Annotated in this window: 26 protein-coding genes and 1 tRNA gene; 18 read left to right on the top strand and 9 right to left on the bottom strand. The window is 64.4% G+C overall.

The window, feature by feature from the left end; genetic code table 11:
* Nucleotides 1–60: 60 nt before the first annotated feature.
* Nucleotides 61–210: a hypothetical protein gene (locus FN835_RS21130; RefSeq protein ID WP_185958536.1), complete on the top strand. Its 150-nt coding sequence runs from the start codon at nt 61–63 to the stop codon at nt 208–210.
* A gap of 14 nt (nt 211–224) precedes the next feature.
* Here FN835_RS21130 and FN835_RS00725 read toward each other — a convergent pair.
* From FN835_RS00725 to pdxH, 4 genes are all read right to left on the bottom strand, one after another.
* Nucleotides 225–301, bottom strand: a tRNA-Pro gene (locus FN835_RS00725).
* 63 nt (nt 302–364) lie between these two features.
* Entirely contained in the window at nt 365–781 is a 417-nt protein-coding gene (locus FN835_RS00730) for a DUF192 domain-containing protein (protein ID WP_246098615.1), read from the bottom strand.
* Nucleotides 782–855: 74 nt separating this feature from the next.
* Entirely contained in the window at nt 856–1,449 is a 594-nt protein-coding gene (locus FN835_RS00735; protein ID WP_142661270.1) for a cold-shock protein, read from the bottom strand.
* A 145-nt stretch (nt 1,450–1,594) separates the two neighbouring features.
* The gene (pdxH, locus tag FN835_RS00740; RefSeq protein WP_142661271.1) at nt 1,595–2,257 is read right to left on the bottom strand and encodes a pyridoxamine 5'-phosphate oxidase; all 663 of its coding nucleotides are present in this window, start codon (nt 2,255–2,257) and stop codon (nt 1,595–1,597) included.
* An 82-nt stretch (nt 2,258–2,339) separates the two neighbouring features.
* On the opposite strand from pdxH, the gene fabI reads away from it, so the two are divergent.
* From fabI to FN835_RS00760, 4 genes are read left to right on the top strand one after another with little or no spacing between them, the layout of a single operon-like run.
* Nucleotides 2,340–3,167, top strand: coding sequence for an enoyl-ACP reductase FabI (gene fabI / locus FN835_RS00745; protein ID WP_142661272.1), 828 nt, complete (start codon nt 2,340–2,342; stop codon nt 3,165–3,167).
* A gap of 3 nt (nt 3,168–3,170) precedes the next feature.
* Nucleotides 3,171–3,773, top strand: a complete 603-nt coding sequence (locus FN835_RS00750; RefSeq protein WP_246098616.1) for a LysE family translocator — start codon at nt 3,171–3,173, stop codon at nt 3,771–3,773.
* 11 nt (nt 3,774–3,784) lie between these two features.
* On the top strand, nt 3,785–4,285 hold the full coding sequence (gene gpt, locus FN835_RS00755) for a xanthine phosphoribosyltransferase (protein WP_142661273.1): 501 nt from the start codon (nt 3,785–3,787) through the stop codon (nt 4,283–4,285).
* Entirely contained in the window at nt 4,282–4,767 is a 486-nt protein-coding gene (locus FN835_RS00760; RefSeq protein WP_185958537.1) for a DUF2127 domain-containing protein, read from the top strand. The genes gpt and FN835_RS00760 overlap by 4 nt, the downstream gene beginning before the upstream one ends.
* On the opposite strand, the gene FN835_RS00765 is transcribed toward FN835_RS00760, so the two are convergent.
* From FN835_RS00765 to FN835_RS00785, 5 genes are all read right to left on the bottom strand, one after another.
* Complete coding sequence (locus FN835_RS00765) at nt 4,764–5,408, bottom strand: SDR family NAD(P)-dependent oxidoreductase (RefSeq protein ID WP_142661275.1); 645 nt, start codon at nt 5,406–5,408, stop codon at nt 4,764–4,766. The genes FN835_RS00760 and FN835_RS00765 overlap by 4 nt on opposite strands.
* On the bottom strand, nt 5,408–6,907 hold the full coding sequence (gene trpE, locus FN835_RS00770) for an anthranilate synthase component I (protein WP_142661276.1): 1,500 nt from the start codon (nt 6,905–6,907) through the stop codon (nt 5,408–5,410). Before trpE ends, FN835_RS00765 begins: the two co-directional genes overlap by 1 nt.
* Nucleotides 6,907–8,844, bottom strand: coding sequence for a peptidyl-prolyl cis-trans isomerase (locus FN835_RS00775; protein WP_142661277.1), 1,938 nt, complete (start codon nt 8,842–8,844; stop codon nt 6,907–6,909). Before FN835_RS00775 ends, trpE begins: the two co-directional genes overlap by 1 nt.
* Before the next feature lie 107 nt (nt 8,845–8,951).
* A complete protein-coding gene (locus FN835_RS00780; RefSeq protein WP_142661278.1) occupies nt 8,952–10,127 on the bottom strand; it encodes an aminotransferase in 1,176 nt (391 codons plus the stop codon).
* A 2-nt stretch (nt 10,128–10,129) separates the two neighbouring features.
* The gene (locus FN835_RS00785; RefSeq protein WP_142661279.1) at nt 10,130–10,918 is read right to left on the bottom strand and encodes a hypothetical protein; all 789 of its coding nucleotides are present in this window, start codon (nt 10,916–10,918) and stop codon (nt 10,130–10,132) included.
* A 122-nt stretch (nt 10,919–11,040) separates the two neighbouring features.
* Here FN835_RS00785 and FN835_RS00790 point away from each other — a divergent pair, with 122 nt between their 5' ends.
* The 13 genes from FN835_RS00790 (at nt 11,041) to FN835_RS00850 (ending at nt 22,054) form a co-directional block, all read left to right on the top strand.
* Nucleotides 11,041–11,631: an anthranilate synthase component II gene (locus tag FN835_RS00790; RefSeq protein ID WP_142661280.1), complete on the top strand. Its 591-nt coding sequence runs from the start codon at nt 11,041–11,043 to the stop codon at nt 11,629–11,631.
* Entirely contained in the window at nt 11,628–12,656 is a 1,029-nt protein-coding gene (trpD, locus tag FN835_RS00795) for an anthranilate phosphoribosyltransferase (RefSeq protein ID WP_142661281.1), read from the top strand. The genes FN835_RS00790 and trpD overlap by 4 nt, the downstream gene beginning before the upstream one ends.
* Nucleotides 12,653–13,306, top strand: coding sequence for a uracil-DNA glycosylase (locus FN835_RS00800; protein WP_142661282.1), 654 nt, complete (start codon nt 12,653–12,655; stop codon nt 13,304–13,306). The genes trpD and FN835_RS00800 overlap by 4 nt, the downstream gene beginning before the upstream one ends.
* 9 nt (nt 13,307–13,315) lie before the next feature.
* Nucleotides 13,316–14,104 (top strand): indole-3-glycerol phosphate synthase TrpC, encoded by a 789-nt coding sequence (trpC, locus tag FN835_RS00805; RefSeq protein ID WP_142661283.1) that lies wholly within the window; start codon nt 13,316–13,318, stop codon nt 14,102–14,104.
* Nucleotides 14,101–14,568: a cyclic pyranopterin monophosphate synthase MoaC gene (gene moaC, locus FN835_RS00810; RefSeq protein WP_142661284.1), complete on the top strand. Its 468-nt coding sequence runs from the start codon at nt 14,101–14,103 to the stop codon at nt 14,566–14,568. Before trpC ends, moaC begins: the two co-directional genes overlap by 4 nt.
* A complete protein-coding gene (locus FN835_RS00815) occupies nt 14,565–15,734 on the top strand; it encodes a molybdopterin molybdotransferase MoeA (protein ID WP_142661285.1) in 1,170 nt (389 codons plus the stop codon). The genes moaC and FN835_RS00815 overlap by 4 nt, the downstream gene beginning before the upstream one ends.
* 110 nt (nt 15,735–15,844) lie before the next feature.
* A complete protein-coding gene (gene lexA / locus FN835_RS00820; protein WP_142661286.1) occupies nt 15,845–16,546 on the top strand; it encodes a transcriptional repressor LexA in 702 nt (233 codons plus the stop codon).
* 118 nt (nt 16,547–16,664) lie between these two features.
* Complete coding sequence (locus tag FN835_RS00825) at nt 16,665–17,822, top strand: D-alanyl-D-alanine carboxypeptidase family protein (RefSeq protein WP_142661287.1); 1,158 nt, start codon at nt 16,665–16,667, stop codon at nt 17,820–17,822.
* Nucleotides 17,822–18,418 (top strand): dTMP kinase, encoded by a 597-nt coding sequence (gene tmk / locus FN835_RS00830; protein WP_142661288.1) that lies wholly within the window; start codon nt 17,822–17,824, stop codon nt 18,416–18,418. Before FN835_RS00825 ends, tmk begins: the two co-directional genes overlap by 1 nt.
* Complete coding sequence (locus FN835_RS00835) at nt 18,415–19,497, top strand: DNA polymerase III subunit delta' (protein ID WP_142661289.1); 1,083 nt, start codon at nt 18,415–18,417, stop codon at nt 19,495–19,497. The genes tmk and FN835_RS00835 overlap by 4 nt, the downstream gene beginning before the upstream one ends.
* A gap of 21 nt (nt 19,498–19,518) precedes the next feature.
* Nucleotides 19,519–20,316, top strand: a complete 798-nt coding sequence (locus FN835_RS00840; protein ID WP_142661290.1) for a TatD family hydrolase — start codon at nt 19,519–19,521, stop codon at nt 20,314–20,316.
* Complete coding sequence (locus FN835_RS00845) at nt 20,313–21,113, top strand: MBL fold metallo-hydrolase (RefSeq protein WP_142661291.1); 801 nt, start codon at nt 20,313–20,315, stop codon at nt 21,111–21,113. Before FN835_RS00840 ends, FN835_RS00845 begins: the two co-directional genes overlap by 4 nt.
* Complete coding sequence (locus FN835_RS00850; RefSeq protein WP_142661292.1) at nt 21,110–22,054, top strand: AEC family transporter; 945 nt, start codon at nt 21,110–21,112, stop codon at nt 22,052–22,054. Before FN835_RS00845 ends, FN835_RS00850 begins: the two co-directional genes overlap by 4 nt.
* Nucleotides 22,055–22,077: the final 23 nt, after the last annotated feature.

A 22,077-nucleotide genomic window follows, 5' to 3' on the forward strand; every position in this document is an offset into this window, starting at 1 on the left:
TCATGGAACATCGCGGCGCTGTGGTCGTTGCACCGAAACAGCCGTCGAAAGGACCAAGCGATGCCCGAAAAGGACATGGAAAAGGACCAGACCACGCGACCGTCCCAACGCAAGGACGATGCCCCCGTCGAACGCCCGACCACGGCGCGACAGCCGATCTACGACCGCAAGACCACGCCTGACAGCGCCAGCGGTGATCCCACGGAATAGCAATACCCGGAAGCTGGTCGGGGCGAGAGGATTCGAACCTCCGGCCTACGGTACCCAAAACCGTCGCGCTACCAGGCTGCGCTACGCCCCGAACCATGCCGCTGTCTAGCGACTGAAAACGCGGGGGGAAAGCGGAAAATGCGGTGTTACCGGATCAACTGCAGCGCGCACGGGCCTGCTGTTGCGGGATGCCGGGATGGCTTAGCACCATTCCGGGGCTAATGCCCAGACGCGCCGCATCGCCCCCCGGAACCTCAAGAACCATCAGCCGTTCAGGCGCCGGATCACCGATCGCGGCACCCGGAACCGAGCTTTCGTCCAGCGGCTTGGCCATGGGATGCACGTGCCGCACCTCGCCACGCGCATCGATAAAGATCATGTCCAGCGGGATCAGGGTATTTCGCATCCAGAAGGCGACCTGCTGCGGATGCTCATAGATGAAAAGCATACCGCTGCCCTGTGGCAGATCGCGGCGAAACATCAACCCGCGCGCGCGTTCGGCTGCATCATCGGCGATTTCCACCGCAACTTCGACGCTGCGCCCGCCACCGGAAAACAGCGCCTTGTCCATCGAACAAGTCGCTGCCTGGGCCGTGTAGGGAAGAAGATTAGTTAGTCCGAGAACAACAGCTACGGCCTGCCATTTCATACCGCGCCCGCGACCAGCCGCAGTTTAGCGAGCGCGGCCGCTCCCCCCGGTTGGGCACCTCGCGCCTCCACGGCGGCTCGTTCCCACGAGAGTATCTGGGCGGCCATCATGCCGCGGCGGCCATCGACCACACGCAGCGCAATCGCCTCGCCCACGGCAAGATCGGAAAAGCCGGAATGGCGCAGAACTTCGATATGCAGGAACACATCGGCCTTCTGTTCGAACACGTTGGCAAAGCCGAAGCCCTTGGCCTTGTCGAACCATTTGACCCGCGCGGGCAGCAGCGGCAGGCGCGCAACCTCTTCGGGGGTGGCCGAGCAGAGATCGGCAATGGCAGGCATGGGTTCGGTGGCGGGGGGTTCGATCGAATATATCTCGATCGCCTGAACACCCCGAGGAGTTTTCTGAATGAGCGCTTTGACCAGCGCACCTTCGGCGACCGAACTTTGGCCGAAATTTCGAAGAACGTTGGCATGCAAAAGGATATCGGCACCACCTTCGGGATCGGTGATGAAGCCGAAGCCCTTGTTGCCGTCGAACCATTTCACGACGCCGGCGACTTCCCGCTGCTGCTCGTCGTTATCGCTCATTTCACTCAGTTATCCCGTTCGTAATAACCAGATAAACCCGGACTGCCCGACCCCGTTCTGCGGCTTGCCTGCAAAACTGAACTGATCGGACCAGAACCGGAATTGGGTCAGGTTTTCCATACCATGGATAAAACCATGAGCGGCATCAAGGGCTAAGACGCCGCACGATCCAGAAACTTTCGACGCCTTCGCCGGTAATATCCTGCATGATATTGTTTTTACTCAAATAGGCATGTTTTAACCATTGGAACCTATCGTGCAGGCGAAACGCACCGTCAGCCCAGAATTCGATCTGGTAAGGCCGAATCCTGTATCCACCCCAATGCGGAGGGCGTGGCGGATTCAATCCCAGATTGATCCCCTGACGCGCGACTTCGGTCATCAGGGCCCCGCGACTCTCAAGCGGACGGCTTTGTTTCGACGCCCACGCGCCGATCCGCGACTGCAAGGCGCGCGACCGGTAATAAGCGTCGGCAAGTTCATCCTCGACCCTGCTGACATGGCCGCGCACGCGGATCTGGCGGCGCAGCGATTTCCAGTGCATCACGAAGGATGCCACGCCCGTCGCCTCGATCTGGGTCGCCTTGGCGCTTTCGAAATTCGTGTAGAACACGAACGCGCCGTCGGTCGTCGTGCCCTCGATTTCCTTCAGCAGCACCATGCGCACATCGGGCTGCCCATCGGCATCCACCGTCGCCAGCGCGATCGCATTCGGATCGTTCGGCTCGGTCTTTTCCGCCTCGGCCAGCCAGCTTCTTGCGATGGCATACGGGTCGTTGCCCGCGAATATTCCGGTCCGGTCGCTCATGACAGCTTAGTCACCAACACTTGATGCCCCCTTGCAGTTGTCCTAATCCTGCGAAAATCGAAGAAGCGCGAGGGGCAGCATCATGTCAAGTGAAGCCGGTCAAGGGCTGATGAAAGGCCGTCGCGGCCTCATCATGGGTCTGGCCAACGACAAGTCGATCGCATGGGGCATTGCCAAGGCCCTTGCCGATCAAGGGGCAGAGCTTGCCTTTTCATATCAGGGCGAGGCGCTGAAACGCCGGGTCGAGCCGCTGGCGGCGCAGCTTGGCTCGGATCTGATCGCGGAATGCGACGTCTCGGACGAAGTGTCGATCGACGGTCTGTTCGATGCGATCCGTCAGCGTTGGGACAGCATCGACTTTATCGTCCATGCCATCGGCTTTTCCGACAAGGAACAGCTGCGCGGTCGCTATGCCGACACCACGCGCGACAACTTCTTGATGACGATGGATATTTCCGTCTACTCGTTCACCGCCGTTGCGCGCCGCGCGGCCGCGATGATGGGTCCGGGCGGGTCCATGCTGACGCTGACCTATTACGGTGCCGAGCGCGTCATGCCGCATTACAACGTCATGGGCGTCGCCAAAGCCGCGCTTGAGGCGTCGGTGCGCTATCTGGCCGAGGATTTGGGCAAGGACGGCATCCGCGTCAACGCGATCAGCGCCGGACCGATCAAGACGCTGGCCGCATCGGGCATCGGGGACTTCCGCTATATCCTGAAATGGAACGAGCTGAACTCGCCCTTGCGCCGCAATGTCAGCCAGGACGAGGTCGGCAAATCCGCGCTGTATCTGCTGTCTGATCTGGGTTCGGGCGTCACGGGCGAAACCCACCACGTTGATTCGGGCTATCATATCGTCGGCATGAAGGCCGTAGATGCGCCCGACATCGCGGCAGTTAAGAAAGATTAAGCCATGCTGGGGGCCGAGCAGGTCATTGCTCTTGTCTCGGCCCTGTCGCTGGCGATCCTGACGCCGGGGCCGTCGATCATCGCGACGGTCCAGACCGCCTTCAACCACGGGCGGGAACGCGCGCTGCCCTATGCGCTGGGGCTGGCATTTGGCGCATCACTGTGGTGCATCTTTGCCTTGGCTGGTCTGGCGGTGCTGTTCAAGCTGCATCCCGGCCTGTTCGTGGCGCTGAAGATCTTTGGCGGCTTCTACCTGCTTTGGTTCGCATGGAAGCTGTGGGCCGCATCGACGCAGCCCCTGCCCCCTGCTGCGGGCGGCGCAAAGGGGTTCATGGGCGGCATTGCCCTGAACCTGTCGAATCCCAAGCCCGCGCTGTTTTACGCAGCCCTGATCCTGTCGGTCTTCCCCGAACCGCTTGCGGGCGCCCAGCAGGGCGCGCTTTACGCGATTTGCCTTGCGACTGAGCTTTTTTGGTATGCGACGGTTGCCTTTCTTATGTCGACAGCAGTGATGCGGACGCGCTATTTTGCCGCGAAATTCTGGATCGACCGGGCCGCCAGCATCGCCATGGGCATGCTGGGGCTTTTGTTGATCCTCAAGCACTGAAAGGACCGACCATGAACGACCGCCTGCCGCATGAACGTGGCTTCCATATCAGCTGGGACCAGCTGCACCGCGATGCCCGCGCGCTGTCGTGGCGGCTGGATGGCACGGAATGGCGGGCCATTCTGGCCGTGACACGCGGCGGACTGGTTCCCGCGATGATCGTCGCGCGCGAACTGGACATCCGCACCATCGACACGATTTCCGTCAAATCCTACAAGGGCGTCGGCGCCGAAGCGGGTCAGGGCGAATTGCAGGTCATCAAGCATCCCGACCCGGAACTGATGGGCGACGGCGCGGGCATTCTGGTCATCGACGATCTAGTCGATAGCGGCCGCACGCTGGAGCTGATCCGCGAGATGTATCCCAAGGCGCATTTCGCCACCGTCTACGCCAAGCCCAAGGGCCGCCCCATGGTCCAGACCTACGTGACCGAGGTCAGCCAGGACACCTGGATCTTCTTTCCGTGGGACATGGCGCTGCAATATGTCCAACCCTTCCGGGGCGAGGATTGAGCCTCAGGCATATCGAAGGCAGCAAAGGCTGGCTGCACTGGCTGTTCGAATCGACGCTGCTGGTTAAGTCGGTCTTTGCGCTGTTCGAGATTGCTGCGGGCCTTGGCCTGCGGCTTGTGCCCCATCAGCGCATCGCGGATTTCATCGGCTGGCTGACGCATAACTCGCTGATCGAGGGGCGGCACAGCCCCATCTTTACCCGCCTTGCCGCCAGTCTGGACGGCTTCACCAGCGCCAGCCAGCACTTCTATGCGCTGTATCTGCTGGCTCATGGCGCGATCAAGCTGGCGATCATCGTGATGCTGATGCGCAAGCTGGCCTTTGCCTATCCGCTGGGAATGGCGGTATTCGCGGGGTTCATCGTCACGCAGATGGCCCGCTGGGCACATACCGGCGCGCCCGCGCTGTTGGCGCTGAGCCTGCTGGACGCGACCGTGATCTGGTTGACGTGGCGAGAGTGGCGGGTGGCGAAACGCGCCTAGAACGGCAGCGCGTCGCCGTTCCACGCCTCGAAACAGCCGCTGTGGGTCATATCCAGCGCATCGAAACGCTCGATCAATCCGCCCACGGATTGTTCGAGCGAAATATCCGCCCCAGAGCCGCCCATCTCGGTCCGCACCCAGCCGGGGTGATAAACGCCGACCGCAATGCCGTCTTTGCGCAGATCGGTCGCAAGGTTGCGGCCAAGGTTCAGTGCCGCTGCCTTCGAGGCGCGATAGATATAGCTGCCACCCGGAGCGCGCTGATCACTGCCCATCAGCGACGAAATGATCGCGATCTTGCCCCGGCCCATCTGCAATGCCGGTAACAATGCCTGCACCGTCAGGAAAACGCCGGTAACATTGACCGCAAAGGTATCGGCCCAATCCTGCGGACTGTAGCCGTTTGCAAGCGTCTGACCGCTATCCAGATATACCCCGGCGTTACAGACAAGCAGATCCAACGGGCGGGCGTCCAATGCCCCGACAAGCGCGCCGAAACCATCGGGGCGCGCCACATCGCATTCGACCAATCCCGCAGAAGGCTTGCGGCTGGTGCCGATCACCTGATCGCCGCGCCCTTGCATCCGGGCCAGCAGACCGGCCCCGATGCCTCGGTTGGCCCCGGTGACCACAGCCTGCATCAGCTATTCCCGCGAACAAACCGCGCCGCTTCCTGCGCAGCGCGGCGCAGGGCGTTCGACTTGTTCACCGTCTCCATGAACTCGGCTTCGGGGTCGCTGTCATAGACGACGCCGCCGCCCGCCTGGATATATAGCTGCCCGTCCTTGACCACGCCGGTGCGCAGCGCGATGCACATGTCCATCTCGCCATTGGCGGCGAAATAACCGACGCCGCCCGCATAGACGCCGCGCTTTTCCGGCTCCAGCTCGTCGATGATCTCCATCGCGCGAACCTTGGGCGCGCCCGAGACCGTGCCCGCAGGCATCCCCGCCAGCAGGGCAGACAGGGCATCCTCGCCTTCGCGCAGCTCACCCACAACGTTCGACACGATGTGCATGACGTGGCTATAGCGTTCGACGATGAATTTCTCGGTCGGGGTGACAGTGCCCATCTTGGCCACGCGGCCCACATCGTTGCGGCCAAGGTCCAGCAGCATCAGATGCTCGGCCAGTTCCTTTTGGTCGGCCAGCAGGTCGGCTTCCAGCGCGTTGTCTTCGTCCGGCGTGGCGCCGCGTGCGCGAGTGCCTGCGATGGGACGGATCGTCACCTCGCCGCCACGCAGACGGACAAGAATTTCGGGCGAGGCCCCGACGATCTGAAAGCCGCCAAAGTTCAGATAGAACATGAAGGGCGACGGATTGGTCCGGCGCAGACTGCGATACAGCGCAAACGGCGGCAGCGGAAAGTCCATCGACCAGCGCTGCGAGGGCACGACCTGAAAGATGTCGCCCGCGCGGATGTAATCCTTGGCTTTTTCGACGGCCGCCAGATAGGCGTCCTTGCTGAAATTCGAACGCAGCTCGCCAACGCTCAGGTCATGGCCCAGGGCGCGCGGCTCACTGGGTTGACGGTCCAGCGAACGCAGTGCCTCCATCAGGCGCTCCGCCGCTTGCGCATAGGCGGCGCGGGCGGGGATGTCGGAATGCCATGCCGGGGCACAAAGCAGCACCTCGCCTTTGACCCCATCCAGCACCGCCACGACCGAGGGGCGCATCATCACCGCGTCGGGCAGGCCCAGCGGATCGGGGTTCACATCGGGCAGACGTTCGACCAGCCGGATCATGTCATAGCCCAGATAGCCGAACAGACCCGCCGCACCCGCAGGCACGCCATCGGGCATGTCGATCCGGGTTTCAGCGATCAGCGCGCGCAGGCTGTCCAGCGCGGGCCGGTCGTCGGCGACGAATTCGTCGGAATAGCGGGCATTGCGGTTGATGCGGGCCCGACCGTCGCGGCAATCCCAGATCAGGTCCGGCTTCATGCCGACAAAGGAATAGCGGCCCCGCACCTCTCCTCCGGTCACGCTTTCCAGCATGAAGCTGTTGGGCGCGGCCTCGGCCAGTTTCAGCATCAGGCTGACCGGCGTATCCAGATCGGCGGCAAGACGAAGGGTCAGAAGCTGGTTGCGGCCTTGCGCCCAGCCCCGTTCGAAATCGGCGAAATCAGGCGAAATGTCCATTACTGCATCTGCGCATTGACCGCATCGACAGCGGTCTGGTTCACGGTCACGCCAGCGCGCGTCTGCACGGCGCGGGTGAAGTATTCAAAAACGTCCTGCCGCAAAGAGTCGGTCTGACCGGCCACGATGCCATCGCGGATCTGCTGCGCGCTTTCGGCCTTGATGTCGGCGGAATGGATCTGGTCCAGCGTCACCAGAAACACGCGGTTATCCGCATCGATGACCGAGGTTTCGCCCATCTCGGCGATCTCAAAGGCCTTGGTCACCACGTCCTGAGGCACGCCGTTGATAAAGCCGCCGCGCGCAAGGTTCAGCTCGGGTTTGCCCTTGTCGGGCTGGACAGGCGCAGGCGCGGGCATGGTGGCCTGCGGATCGACGGCCCCCACAGCCTGCGCGACGGGCGTGGTCGCGGCGGGCGTCGGGCTTAGCACCGGATCGGTCGCGGCTTCGGTTTCCACGCGGCGTTCATCGGCAAGCGTCAGAAGCTGGCGATGGGTTTCGTTCTGGGTCCAATCCTCCAGCACGCGGTCGCGCACCTCGGCAAAGGGGATCAGCGCAGGCGGCTCGATCTTGTCCAGACGCATCGCGAACACGCCGCCGTCTTCAAAGGTGAACAGCTCGGGGAAGTCGCCTTCGGCGATCGAGGCGGCATGTTCGCGGAATTCGGGATAGGCGGCGATGCTGTTCGGCCCGCCTTCGTCCTTGCCGGTCCAGTCGATCTGTCCCAGTTCCAGCGGTGTGTCCTTGGCCAGATCCTCAAGCGTTGCACCGCCCGCCAACTCGTCCGAGAAGGTGCCGGTCTGGTCGTCGATCTGGCGGCGCGCGCGGTCCACGGCGGCTTCGACACGCAGGTCTTCGCGCGCTTCCTCGAACGGGACGTTCACCGGCTCAAGAATGGCGTTCATCGCAAACAGCGCCGGGCCCAGATTGCTGGGCGCAGGACCGGCAATGCCGGGCTGGTCTAGCGCAAAGACGGCATCGCCCGCTTCGCCCAGATCGGCCTTGGACACCTCGCCCAGATCGATGTCGTTCAGCGACAGACCGCGTTCATTGGCAAGCTGTTCAAAGCTGGTTTCGCCCTTGTCCAGACGCGCCTTGGCCTCGGCTGCGGCGTCGGGGGTCGGGAAAACAAGGCGTTCGACCATCCGACGCTCGGGCTGCTGGAATTCGTCGATGCGCTGGTTGTAAAGGTCGCGCAGGCCCTGTTCATCGACCTGCACGTCTTTTTCCAGCATTTCCGGGGTCAGCCAGACATAGGTGATCTTGCGCGTCTCGGGCGAGGTGAAGCGGTCGGCATTGGCCTTGTGCCATGCCTCAAGCGTGGCATCGTCCGGCGTCGCGATCGGCGCGGTCAGGTCGGCTGCGGTCAGTTCTTTCCAATGGATGTCGCGCGTTTCAAGCAACCAGCCCAAGGCGCGGTCGGTCACGGGCGCGGGCGCGGTCACGGCGGCAAGCGTGGCGCGCTGCAGGATCAGGCGGGCTTCGTCCATGCGCAGGTCATGTTCGAATTCCGGTTCGCGGATGCCTTCGCGGTTCAGCGTGTCGGCATAGCGGGCACGGTCGAATTTGCCGTCCAACCCGGCGAAGGCGGGGGACTTGACGATCTGGTCGCCGACGGCCTTGTTGCCCACGGACACGCCAAGTCGGTTCGCCTCATCCTCCATCGCGGCGGCAACGAACAGGCGCGACAGCGCAACCTGATCAATGCCGATGGATTTGGCTTCCGAAGGGGTCAGTTGACGACCGGTGCGGGCGGCAAAGTCCTGCACTTCGTTGCGCAGCGCGCGGGCATAGTCCTGCGAGCCGACATCGACCTTGCCGACGCCGCCAATATCGGCCGTGCCGCCCGAGAAGTTGGTCACACCGAAGCCACCCAGCCCCAGAACCAGCATCCCCATCAGCAACCAGACGATGGTTTGTTTGCCCTTGCCGCGCATATGCCTGTCCTGCCCATTTTCTTCGTCCTTTGGCAGTCTTTAGGGTGCGAAGGCTGCGCGGGCAAGTGCCGCGGCCCCAACCCGGCTGCCCAGACGGTCACAAATGCTTAGGTGCGAAAGGTTTGCAGCCGTTCCACCAACGCACCGATCCCCGCCGCATCGGCATTTGCGAATGCGATGCGGACATGGCGCGCACCTTCGGGATCGCCTGCGGGCATGAACATCGTGCCGGGCAAAAGCAGCACCCCCGCCTCGGCCACCAGACGCTTTGCAAGCTGGTCCGAAGGGATGTCATGGGGATGTTCGGCCCATGCGAAATAGGCCCCGCACCCCTTGATCCGCCAGCCTTCCAGCCCCGCCATGCCCTGTTCCATGGCGCGACGGCGGGTCAGGATTTCGGCCCGCTCGCCCGCCAGCCAGTCTGTCAGGTTCGCCATCCCCCATGCCGCGCCGATCTGGCCGATCTGGCTGGTGCAGATCGCCACCGTATCCAGAAACTTCTCGATCTGGATCATGCGGGTTTCGGCGGCGATCAGCGCGCCCACGCGATGCCCGGTCAGCCGGTATGCCTTGGAGAAGCTGTAAAGATGGATCAGCGTATCGCCCCAGTCCGGATCGACGAACAGATCATGCGGCGCACCCGCGCGGCTGTCGAAATCGCGATAAGTCTCGTCCACGATCAGCGCGATGCCCCGCACTCGTGCCAGATCGAAGAACGCCCGCAGGGTCTGTGCCGGATATTCCGCCCCCGAGGGGTTGTTGGGGCTGACCAGCACGATCGCCCTGGTGCGGTCGGTGATCAGCTTTGCTGCCTCGGCCACATCAGGGATCATGCCCTGTCCACAATGCAGGCCGACCGCGCGGATGCCCTGCATGTCCAGCCACATCTTATGGTTGAAATACCATGGCAGCGGCAGGATCACCTCATCCCCTGGGCCGGCAAGGGTCTGCATCGTGGCGCAGAAAGCCTGATTGCAGCCCTGCGTGATGGCGACCTGCGCGGGGCGGATCGTGCCGCCGTAATCGCGCGACCAGTTGGCCGCCACTGCCTCGCGCAGTTCGGGACGGCCCAGCACCGGGCCGTAAAGATGCGCGTCGGGCCGCGACAGCAGCGCATCCGCCATGGCGCGGCGTAGGGATTCGGGCGGCGGCTCGACCGGGGCGGCCTGACTGACGTTGATCAGCGGACGTTCGGGCGGAAAGCTCACACCCTCCAGCCAGCGCCGCGCCTCCATGACGGGCGGGCGGAACGTGGCGTCGATGGCGGGGTTCAATGGCAGCATGGTCACTCGGTCAGCAAGGCGCCCAGATCGGGCGGGGTCGAAAGGTCGAAGCCCTGCCCAGGCGCAGGCGCGCGCAGGGCTGCGGGAATCGAGCGGGCGGCGGCCGCCGGATCGGGCAGCACCACCGTTGCGGGCATGGCATCGGGTGCGGGCGGCGTATCGGGCAGGGCCATTTCGGGCGCGGGCATGGCAGGCAGCGCCTCGGCCATCTGGGCGGGGGGCTGGTCAAGGCCCGGCACCTGCACGCGACCGGGCGGTGCCACGGGCATGGGCGCTTCGGCATTTGCCGTGGGCGGATTGGCGACCTCCTTGACCGGCGGAGCCATGACCGGAGCCGATGGGGCGTCGCCCCGCGCCTCGGGCGTGTTCGACGGATCGGCGGCGGGGGGCGCGATTTCTTCGGCCGGACGGATGACAGTGGGCGCGGCGGCGATGCGCGGCGCGTCTGTCAGCGGGGCGGGTGCGGCGGGCGGCAGGTCGGCGGCGCGGGCGAATTCCGACTGCGCGGGCATGTCCAACGCCTGCGCGGGTTCGGGCGTGGATGTGGCCACAGCTTCAGGATCGGGTGGCGTGACCGCAGGCGGGGTTTCCGCGGTTTCCGGGACCGGTGGCGGCATCTTGGCGACCGGCACGGGTTCGGGCACCGGCACTGGCACCGCAACAGATTCCGGCGCGGCCACGGTTTGCACCACGGGCGGCGTGGGCAACGGCAGCGCCAGCGACAGCCCCATCAGTGCGGCGCCGGATACCAGCGCCCCCTGAACCAGTCCCGCCGCAAATCCCGTTGCCATGCGCCCTGCCCTGTTTTTTGCCCCGCGGGCTTGACCCTATACGGCGCTTTATCACATCTATAGCGGCAGATTTTCCGGGGTTCACCCCAAATGCAAGGCCCCCAACGCCGAAAGCGCGCACCATGATCCTGCTCATCGACAATTACGACAGCTTTACCTGGAACCTCGTTCACTACATGGGCGAGGCGGGGGCGGATGTCGTCGTGCGCCGCAATGACGTGCTGAGCGTGGACGAAGCGTTGGCGATGGGCGCGCAGGGCATCGTGATTTCGCCCGGTCCCTGCGATCCGTCGCAGGCGGGCATCATCGTGCCGCTGATCCGTGCAGCGGCGGAACGCCAGATCCCGCTGTTCGGCGTCTGCCTTGGGCATCAGGCGATTGGCGAGGCGTTTGGCGGCAAGGTCGTGCGCGCCTCCCGCATCGTGCATGGCAAGACCGACGCAATCACCCATGACGGCACGGGCGTGTTCACCGACCTGCCCAGCCCCTTGACCGCGACGCGCTATCATTCGCTGACGGTCGAGCCGGAAACCCTGCCCGACTGCCTGCGCGTCACCGCGACCAGCGGCGATGGCACGATCATGGGCATGATCCACCGCACCCTGCCGATCGAGGGCCTGCAGTTCCACCCCGAAAGCATCGCCTCAGAATACGGGCATGACATGATCCGCAACTTCCTGCGCCGCTGTTCCAATCTGGATGCCGCCGCATGAGCGCGCTAAGTGACATCCGCCCGCTGATCGGCACCGCCGCCACCCGCCCCCTGACCGGCGGCGAGGCGGAGGCAGCCTTCGGCGCGCTGTTCGAAGGCGCGGCCTCGCCCGCCCAGATCGGCGGTTTGCTGATGGCCATGCGCGTGCGCGGCGAAACGGTCGAGGAGATGGCCGCAGCCACCCGCGCCATGCGCGCCCGCATGAACCGCATCAAGGCCCCCGAAGGCGCGATCGACATCGTGGGCACCGGCGGCGACGGCAAGGGCACGCTGAACATCTCGACCGCGACTGCCTTTGTGGTGGCGGGTGCGGGCGTGCCGGTGGCCAAGCATGGCAACCGCAACCTGTCGTCGAAATCGGGCAGCGCGGATGCGATGACCCATCTGGGCCTGAACGTGATGACCCCGCCCGAGGTGGCCGAGCGCGCGCTGACGGACACTGGCATCTGCTTCATGATGGCGCCGATGCACCACCCCGCGATGCGCCATGTCGGCCCCGCGCGGGCGGAACTGGGCACGCGCACGATCTTCAACCTGCTGGGGCCGATGACCAACCCGGCCTCGGTCCGGCGGCAGTTGACGGGGACGTTCGACCGCGTGTGGAACCGCCCCATGGCCGAAACCCTGCGCGAGCTGGGCAGCGACATGGCGTGGCTGGTGCATGGCAGCGACGGCACGGATGAGATTTCCATTGCCGGACCGTCATGGGTCGCCCAGTTGAAAGACGGCGAGATCACCGAATTCGAGATCGCGCCCGAGGATGCCGACCTGCCCGTCCACCCGTTCGAGGCAGTGCTTGGTGGCGACCCCGCGCAAAACGCAGCCGCCCTGCGCCGCCTGCTGGACGGCGAAAAGGGCGCGTATCGCGATGCTGTGCTGCTGAATTCGGCAGCCGCGCTGTTGATCGCGGGCAAGGCTGCGGACCTGCGCGAAGGTGCGGCCATCGCCGCCGAGGCCATCGACAGCGGCGCGGCCAAGGCCAAGCTGGACGCCCTTGCCGCCCAAGTCGGCGCGCCCGAGGCATGATCCCCGAAACCTGGGCCGACCTGCCCTTTTTTCGCGATGACTGGCCCGCGATTGCCGCGCGGCTGGACTGTCAGGACTGGCTGCCCGGCCCCGCGAATGTCTTTGCAGCATTGGCGCTGACCCCGCCGCAGGCCGCGCGGGTCGTGATCCTGGGGCAAGACCCCTATCCCACACCCGGCCATGCCAATGGGCTGGCCTTTTCGGTCACACCGGAAACCGCGCTGCCGCGTTCGTTGAAAAACATCTATGCCGAGATGCGCGACGACCTTGGCGCGGCCCCCGCCAATGGCGACCTGTCGCATTGGGCGCGGCAGGGGGTCTTGCTGCTGAACACCTCGCTTTCCGTGCTGCCGGGTCAGGCCGGGGTCCATGCGAAATGGGGCTGGGACAAGCTGGCGCGTCAGGCCGTGGTGCGGGCGCAGGCGGAACGCCCGCTGGCCTTCATCCTGTGGGGGGCGCACGCGCAAAAGGCGCTGGTGGGCCTGCCGCGCGCGGTTGATCTGGTGATCGAAAGTGCCCACCCCTCGCCCCTGTCAGCGCGGCGCGGCTTTTTCGGTTCGCGCCCGTTCAGCCGGGTCAATGATTGGCTGACGGCACAGGGGCAGCCCCGCATCGACTGGTCCCTTTCGGAAAACGCCCAAAAGGGCTAAGGAAGACACATGGATATTCTGGAACGCATCAAGGCCTACAAGCTTGAGGAAGTCGCCGCCGCAAAGGCCGCGCTTCCCCTGTCGGGCATTGAGGAGATGGCGCGCGCCGCCGACACGCCGCGCGGTTTCGCCCGTGCGCTGACCTTCAAGGCCGCGCATGGCCATGCGTTGATTGCCGAAATCAAAAAGGCCAGCCCCTCGAAAGGCCTGATCCGCCCCGATTTCGACCCGCCCGCCCTCGCCCGCGCCTATCAGGCCGGGGGTGCGGCCTGCCTTTCGGTCCTGACCGACACGCCCAGCTTTCAGGGCGCACCGGAATACCTGACCCTTGCGCGTGAGGCGTGCGCCCTGCCGGTGCTGCGCAAGGATTTCATGTATGACACCTATCAGGTCGCAGAAGCCCGCGCCTGGGGTGCGGACTGCATCCTGATCATCATGGCCAGCGTGGATGACCACCTGGCCGCCGAGCTTGAAGACGCCGCCTTCCACTGGGGCATGGACGCGCTGATCGAGGTGCATGACCGTGCCGAGCTGGACCGCGCACTGGATTTGAAATCGCCGCTGATCGGCGTGAACAACCGCAATCTGAAAACCTTCGACATCACGCTGGACACCACGCTGGCGCTGGCTCCGCATCTGCCGGAAGGTCGCGATCTGGTCTGCGAAAGCGGTCTGTTCACCGCCGCCGATCTGGATGCCATGGCGCAGGTCGGCGCGCACCGCTTCCTGATCGGCGAAAGCCTGATGCGGCAGGATGATGTCGCCCAAGCCACCCGCAAGATTCTGGGCACCGCATGAGCCTGACGCATTTCGACGCATCCGGTCAGGCCCATATGGTCGATGTGTCGGAAAAGCCCGACACCGCCCGCGAAGCCGTGGCCGAGGGGTTGGTCATCATGTCCCCCGAAACGCTGGCGCTGGCTCAGGGCGGAGCGGCGAAAGGCGACGTGATGGGCGTGGCGCGGCTGGCCGGGATCATGGGGGCGAAACGCACCGCCGATCTGATCCCGCTATGCCATCCGCTGCCCATCGCTAAAGTCTCGGTCGATCTGGCCGCTGACCCCGCGCTGCCCGGCATCCGCGTCACCGCGACCGTGAAGACCACCGGGAAAACCGGGGTCGAGATGGAGGCACTGACGGCGGTCAGCACCGCCTGCCTGACCGTCTATGACATGCTGAAAGCCGCGCAGAAGGACATGCGGATCGAGGGCATCCGCCTGCTGTCCAAGACCGGCGGCAAATCGGGCGAGTTTCGCGCATGATCTCGGTCGAGGAAGCCCGCGCATTGGTTCTGGCGCTGGCCGCCTCGCCGGTTCCCGAAGACATCGCCGTGCAGGACGCACTTGGCCGCGCGCTGGTCGCGCCTGCCGTTGCGCGCCTGACGCAGCCACCCTTCGATGCCTCGGCCATGGATGGATATGCGTTGCGCAGCGCCGATCTGCCGGGGCCTTTGCAGGTGATCGGCACGGCGGCGGCGGGCGTGCCCTATCAGGGCGACACGCCTGCGGGATCAAGCGTCCGTATCTTTACCGGCGCACCTGTGCCAGCCGGTTACGACCGTGTGGTGATGCAGGAAATCGTGACGCGGGATAGTGATGCCATCACCGTCGCTGACGCGGGCGCGAACCTGAATATCCGCCTGAAAGGCAATGACTTTTCCGAAGGCACTGCGTTCTTGCCCGCGCGTCCGCTGCGCGCGTCCGATCTTGGCCTGATTGCCGCGATGAACGTGCCGCGCGTGACCGTGGCGCGGCGTCCGCGCGTGGCCGTGCTGGCGGGCGGGGATGAGCTGGTGCCGCCCGGCGACACGCCCGCGCCGGGCCAGATCATCAGTTCGAACGACATCGCCATCGCCGCGCTGGCCCGCGAAGCCGGGGCCGAGGTCATGGTCCTGCCGCTGGCCCGCGATACCGAGGAAAGCCTGCGAGAACGCTTCCTGCAGGCGCAGGGCTGCGATCTGATCGTGACGATCGGCGGCGCCTCGGTCGGGGATCATGACCTGATCGCGAAAGTCTCGGCGGATCTGGGGATGGAACGCAGCTTCTATAAACTTGCGATGCGGCCCGGCAAGCCGCTGATGGCCGGCCGCATGGGCGCTGCTGCGATGTTGGGGCTGCCGGGAAATCCTGTCTCGGCGATCGTCTGCGCCAAGCTGTTCATGCAACCGTTGCTGCGCGTGATGCAGGGCCTGCCGCCCGGTTCTGAACCGATGCACGGGGTGCTGGCCCGCGGCCTGCCCCCCGAAGGCGACCGACAGCATTATCAGCGCGCACGTCTGACGCCGGGCGAAATGCCAGTGGTTGACCCGTTCGGGGATCAGGACAGCGCACGCCTGTGGCTGCTGGCCGAAGCGGATGCACTATTGGTCCGGCCTGCCCATGACCCCGCCCGCGCTGCTGGCGACCCGGTTTTGTTCCTGCCGCTATAGGCGGTTAACCCCTTCTTTACGCGAATCAAGATAAAGATTGACGCAAAGGGTTGACCAATCCAGAACATTCAAGGAACATGATGCCGATTGCAGCAGCGCAGGGACCGACAATGCTGACCAAGAAGCAAATCCAACTGCTGGAATTCATTCAGGCGCGCATGGCGCGCGACGGCGTCCCGCCTTCGTTCGACGAAATGAAGCTGGCGCTGGACCTGCGCTCGAAATCCGGCATCCATCGGCTGGTGACGGCTTTGGAGGAACGCGGCTTCATCCGGCGCCTGCCCCATCGCGCCCGCGCCCTGGAAATCGTGCGCCTGCCGGACAGCCTTAGCAAAGGCACGGGCTTTCAGCCCCGCGTAATCGACGGCAGCTTGCCTGACCGCACCGAACGCCCCGCCCCGCGCGGCCAGATGGAGGTTTCGGTCTCGGCGGTTGATCTGCCTGTGATGGGCCGCATCGCCGCAGGTGTCCCGATCGAGGCGATTTCCGAAGTTTCGCATCACATCGCCGTTCCCGGCACGATGCTGGCTGGGAAAGAACGGCATTACGCGCTGGAGGTCAAAGGCGACTCGATGATCGAAGCCGGGATCAATGACGGCGACGTGGTGGTGATCCGTGAACAGGACACCGCCGATAATGGCGACATCATCGTCGCTTTGGTCGAAGGGTCAGAGGCCACGCTGAAACGCTATCGCCGCAAGGGCGGCATGATCGCGCTTGAGGCGGCGAATCCCGTCTATGAAACCCGCGTGCTGCCCGAAGAAAAGGTCCGCGTGCAAGGCCGTCTGGTCGGGCTGATCCGCAGTTACTAAGAACTGGACGCCCGCAACTTTCGGGTGTTCACAAAAGCTGACGATCATCCAAGTGGCGTTGCGGGTTTTCGGCGTCTGGGGTAACCATATCCGCAAACCGACAGGTCAAGGAATACCCATGCGCGCTCTGACGCTTCGCATCTTCGCCATGCTCATGCTGCTTGCCGTTCCGGCACGCGCATTCGACACCAATGCCCGCGCCGCCTGGGTCTATGACATGGCCACGGGCACGGTGCTGATGGAAAAGAACGCCGATCAGGCGCTGCCCCCCGCCTCGATGTCCAAGCTGATGACGCTGAACATGCTGTTCGAGGCGCTGCACGACGGTCGCGTGACGATGGACACGACTTTCCCCGTCTCCAGCAAGGCGTGGAAGATGGGTGGTTCAAAGATGTTCGTCGAGCCGGCCGACCGCCCCACGGTCGAAGAGCTGATCCACGGCATCATCATCAATTCGGGCAACGATGCCTGCGTGGTGGTGGCCGAAGGGCTGGCCGGGACCGAGGAAGCCTTTGCCCGTTCGATGACCGACCGTGCGCGGCAACTGGGCATGATGAATTCGCATTTCGCCAATGCCTCGGGCTGGCCGCATCCCGAACACCGCATGTCGATGCACGATCTGGGCATTCTGGCAGAGCGGTTGATCACGAAATTCCCCGAGCTCTACAAGAATTTCGCGCTGACCGAATACAATTACAAAAATCGTGTGCCCTCCAACGCCAACAACCGCAACCCGCTGCTGCATCTGGGCGGTGGCGACTGGCAGGCGGATGGGCTGAAGACCGGCCACACGCAGGAAGCGGGCTATGGTCTGGTCGGCTCTGCCGTGCAGGGCGACCGCCGGGTGATCTTTGTAATCAACGGTCTGGACAGCGAACGCGCGCGCGCCGAAGAGGCCGAGCGGATCGTGAACTGGGCCTATCGTCAGTTCACCATGCGTACCATCGTTCCCAAGGACGAGATCGTGGCGCAGGCGTCGGTCTGGCTGGGTGATCGCAGCCGCATCGGCCTGACCACGCAAGATGGCGTCAAGGTGCTGCTGCCGGCTGGCGCGCAATCCGGCGTTACCGCCGAAGCGGTGTTCAACGGCCCGATCGAGGCGCCGATCGCCAAGGGCGACCGTCTGGGCGAATTGGTGGTGAACATCCCCGGCGCTGGTCAGTCGCGCCTGCCCCTGCTGGCCGCCGAAGATGTGGCGCGTGCGGGTGTCTTTGGTCGCCTGCAAAACGCCGCGTTGCGCCTTGGCGAACGTGCGGTTCAGGCTGCCACCAACTGATGTTCATCAGCTTCGAGGGGATCGACGGCTCGGGCAAATCGACACAGGCACGCCGTCTGGTGGCGGCGTTGCAGGCCCGCGGCACGCAGGCCGTTCTGACCCGCGAACCCGGCGGCAGCGAAGGCGCCGAAGAAATCCGTCGCCTGCTGGTCGAAGGCCGGGGTGAACGCTGGTCGCCCGAAACCGAGTTGCTGCTGTTCACCGCCGCGCGGCGCGATCACGTCGAGCGGCTGATCCGCCCGACGCTGGAACGCGGCGCATGGGTGGTGACGGACCGCTTTGCCGATTCCAGCCGTGTGTATCAGGGGCTCGCCCGCGCCGAAAACCGCCAATTGGTCGAGGAATTGCACAGCCTGACCATCGGCATCGAACCGGACCGGACCTTTCTCATCGACATCGATCCGGAAATCTCGCTGGTGCGCGGTCAGTCGCGCGGCGGGGCCGAGGATCGCTTTGAAAGCCTTGGCATCGGCTTTCAGAAACGGTTGCGCGAGGGTTTCTTGACCCTTGCCCGCGAAATTCCCGAACGGATCCGGGTCATCGACGGTCACGGCACCGAAGATGAGGTCGCCATCCGCATCCTTGCCGCATTATGACCGAAGACGCGCTGCCCGAACCCGACCGCCTGCCCGGCGCACCCCACCCGCGCGAAGCGAAACGGGTGCTGGGTCAGGATCATGCCATCGCGGATTTCCTCGCCTCGGCACGGGCGGGACGGCTGCATCATGGCTGGCTACTGACCGGCCCGCGCGGCACGGGCAAGGCGACGCTGGCTTGGGCCATGGCGAAATGGCTGCTGTCGGACGGCGAACCGGACAGTCTTGCAACCCAACCGGACGCGCCCGTCGTGCGGCGCATCCGTGCGCTGTCCGAACCGCGCCTGCAACTTGTCCGCAAGCCGGTCGATGAAAAGACTGGTCGCATCAAGACCGAAATCACCGTCGATGAGATCCGCCGCCTGCAATCCTTTTTCCACATGAGCGCAGCCGAGGGTGGCAGGCGCGTCGCGATCATCGACGCAGCCGATGAGATGAACACAGCCGCCGCGAACGCGCTTCTGAAACAGCTTGAGGAGCCGCCGCACGATGCCACGCTGATCCTGATCGCGCATCAGCCGGGGCGGCTTTTGCCGACCATCCGCTCGCGCTGTCGGGAATTGCGGCTGCATCCGTTGGACGCCGCGAACATGGCGCATATCCTTGCCGATCTGGGCATCAATGCCGATGCGGAAAGGCTGGCCGCGCTCGCCGACGGCTCGGTCGGTGAGGCGGTGCGGCTTGCCGCACAGGATGGGCTACCGCTTTACCAAAAAATCGTCGCTCTTTTCGCCGATTATCCCCGTATTGATCGCCGCGGTGCGGCGGCTTTGGCCGATACTGCGGCGGGGCGTCCCAGCGCCGATGGCGATCCGTTCGATCTGATGGTGACTTTGCTGGACCGTTTCCTGACCCGCGCCGCGCGCACGGGTCTTTTGGGCGCACCCTTTCCCGAAGCTGCCGCGAATGAGGGTGAGGTTCTGACCCGTATTTCGCCCGATCCGCAGGCAGCGCGGCTTTGGGCAGCGGCGCAGGCGCAGCTTTCGGCACGGGCACGCGCGGGGCGGGCAGTCAACCTTGACCCTTCCGCCTTGGTGATGGATATGCTGATCGGGCTTGCGAACCAGCCTGCCCGCTAAGGCGCGCATACAGGAATTCCGATGTCCGACCCTGCCCTGCCCGAACTTGTCGATAGCCATTGCCATCTGGATTTCCCCGATTTTGACGGGCAGCAGGCCGATCTGATCGCCCGCGCCAATGCGGCAGGCGTGCGCCGGATGGTCACGATCTGCACCCGGATGCATAAGGAACCCGCCGTCCGCGCGCTGGCCGAGGCGCATGAGGGCGTCTTTTACGCCGCAGGTATCCACCCGATGTATGCCGCCGAAGAGCCGCCGATCTCGGTCGAGGAATTGGTGCTGCTGGCCCGGCATCCGAAATTCGTGGGGATCGGCGAAACGGGTCTTGATTATCATTACACCGCAGAAAGCGCCGCTGTTCAGGCCGAAAGCCTGCGCGTTCATATCGAAGCGGCGCGGCGCACCGGCCTGCCCCTGATCATCCATTCGCGCGATGCCGATGAGGACATGGCCCGGATCCTGACCGAGGAACACCGCGTCGGCGCGTTTTCCTGTGTCATGCATTGCTATACCAGCGGCCCGCAACTGGCGCGCACGGCCATAGATCTTGGCTTTTATCTTTCCATGTCGGGCATTGCGGCCTTCCCCCGCTCGACCGAAATCCGCGAGATTTTCGCGACAGTCCCGCGCGACCGCATCCTTGTGGAAACCGATGCCCCCTATCTTGCACCGCCGCCCTATCGCGGCAAGCGCAATGAACCGGCCTATGTCGTCCATACCGCGCGCATCGGGGCCGAGGCTTTGGGCATGTCGCCCGCCGAATTCGCCGCCCTGACCACCGCCAATTTCGACCGGCTGTTTTCCAAGGCCGCCGCATGATCCGGGCAACGGTGCTTGGCTGCGGCTCCTCGGGCGGGGTTCCGCGACTGGGTGGGCTTTGGGGCGAATGCGACCCCGCGAACCCAAGGAACCGCCGCCGCCGCTGCTCGCTTCTGGTCGAACGCGATGCGCCGCAGGGCACGACGCGGGTGCTGATCGATACAGGCCCCGACATGGTGCCGCAGCTTTTGGATGCGGGTGTGGGGTCGCTTGACGCCGTGGTCTATACCCATCCCCATGCCGACCATATTCACGGCATCGACGATCTGCGCCAGATCGTCTTCAACTCGGGCGGGATGATCGATGCACATGCGGACGCCCCTACGGCCGATGCATTGCTGCGCCGCTTTGGCTATGTCTTTGAAACGCCCGTCGGCTCCTCCTATCCGCCGATCTGCCGGCTTGTCCCCATCACGGGCGAAATCCGCGTCGAAGGCGCGGGTGGCCCGATCGAACTGACCCCGTTTCAGGTCAATCACGGTGACATTCCCGCGCTGGGTTTTCGCATCGCGGCACCGGGCGGTGGGTTGGTCTATCTGCCCGATGTCAAGGCGATCCCGGATGACGCATGGCCCACGATCATGGGATGCGAAATCTTCGTCTGCGACGCGCTGCGACGCCGTCCACATTCCAGCCATGCCCATCTGGCGTTGGCGCTGGAATGGATCGCACGCTCGGGCTGCCCGCGTGGCGTGGTGACGAACATGCATATTGATCTGGACCACGACACGGTCATGGCCGAAACGCCCGCAAACGTGATCCCCGCCTATGACGGACTGGTGCTTGAACTGACATGACCATTCTTTTCGACGTCATCCTGCCGGTCTTCATCATCATCGGTTTCGGCTATCTGGTCGCATGGCGAAAGATGTTCTCCGAAGTCGGAGTCGACGGCCTGATGCGCTTTGCCCAGAACTTCGCGGTTCCGGTGCTGCTGTTTACCAATGTCGCGCGTCTGGACATTGCCGAGAACTTCAATCTGGGCATGTGGATCGCGTTCTATACCGGGGCATTCCTGTCCTATTTCATCGGCTGGGCCGTGGCGCTGTGGTATCTGAAGCGCAGCCCCGAAGATGCGGTGGCGATCGGTTTTTGCTGCCTGTTCTCGAACTCGCTGCTTCTGGGCATTCCGATCATGGAACGCGCCTATGGCCCCGAGGCGATTTCGGGGAACGTCGCCATCATCGCGATCCATTCGCCGCTGCTTTACACCTTCGGCATCACCATGATGGAGATCACACGCTCGCGCGGGCAAAACCTGCGCATCGGTCAGGTCGCGATGCGGGCGATGTCGGGCGTGCTGCATACGCCGCTGATTATCGGGATCCTGTCCGGTGCGGTGATGAACCTCCTGCTGCAGGTTGGCCTGACGATGCCGCAGGGTTTCTGGAGCGCGGCGGACATGATGGCGCGCGCCGCCCTGCCCGCGGCGCTGTTCGGCATGGGCGGGGTGCTTTACCGTTACCGCCCAGAAGGCGACAGCACCGCTATTGTTCTGTGCTGCGTCTGTTCGCTGGTGATCCATCCGGTGACGACTTACGGGCTTGGGCATTTGTTCCAGCTGCCGACCGGCGCGATGCGTTCGGCGGTGATCACCGCCGCGATGGCGCCGGGGGTGAACGCCTATCTGTTCGCGGCGATCTATAACTCGGCCAAGCGGGTGGCGGCGACGACGGTGCTGGTCTCGACCGGGCTGTCGATCCTGACGATCTGGTTCTGGATTTCCATCCTGCCCTGACCGATGGGCCCGCCATGAAAACG

This window comes from Paracoccus laeviglucosivorans (assembly GCF_900182695.1).
GTDB lineage: Bacteria > Pseudomonadota > Alphaproteobacteria > Rhodobacterales > Rhodobacteraceae > Paracoccus > Paracoccus laeviglucosivorans.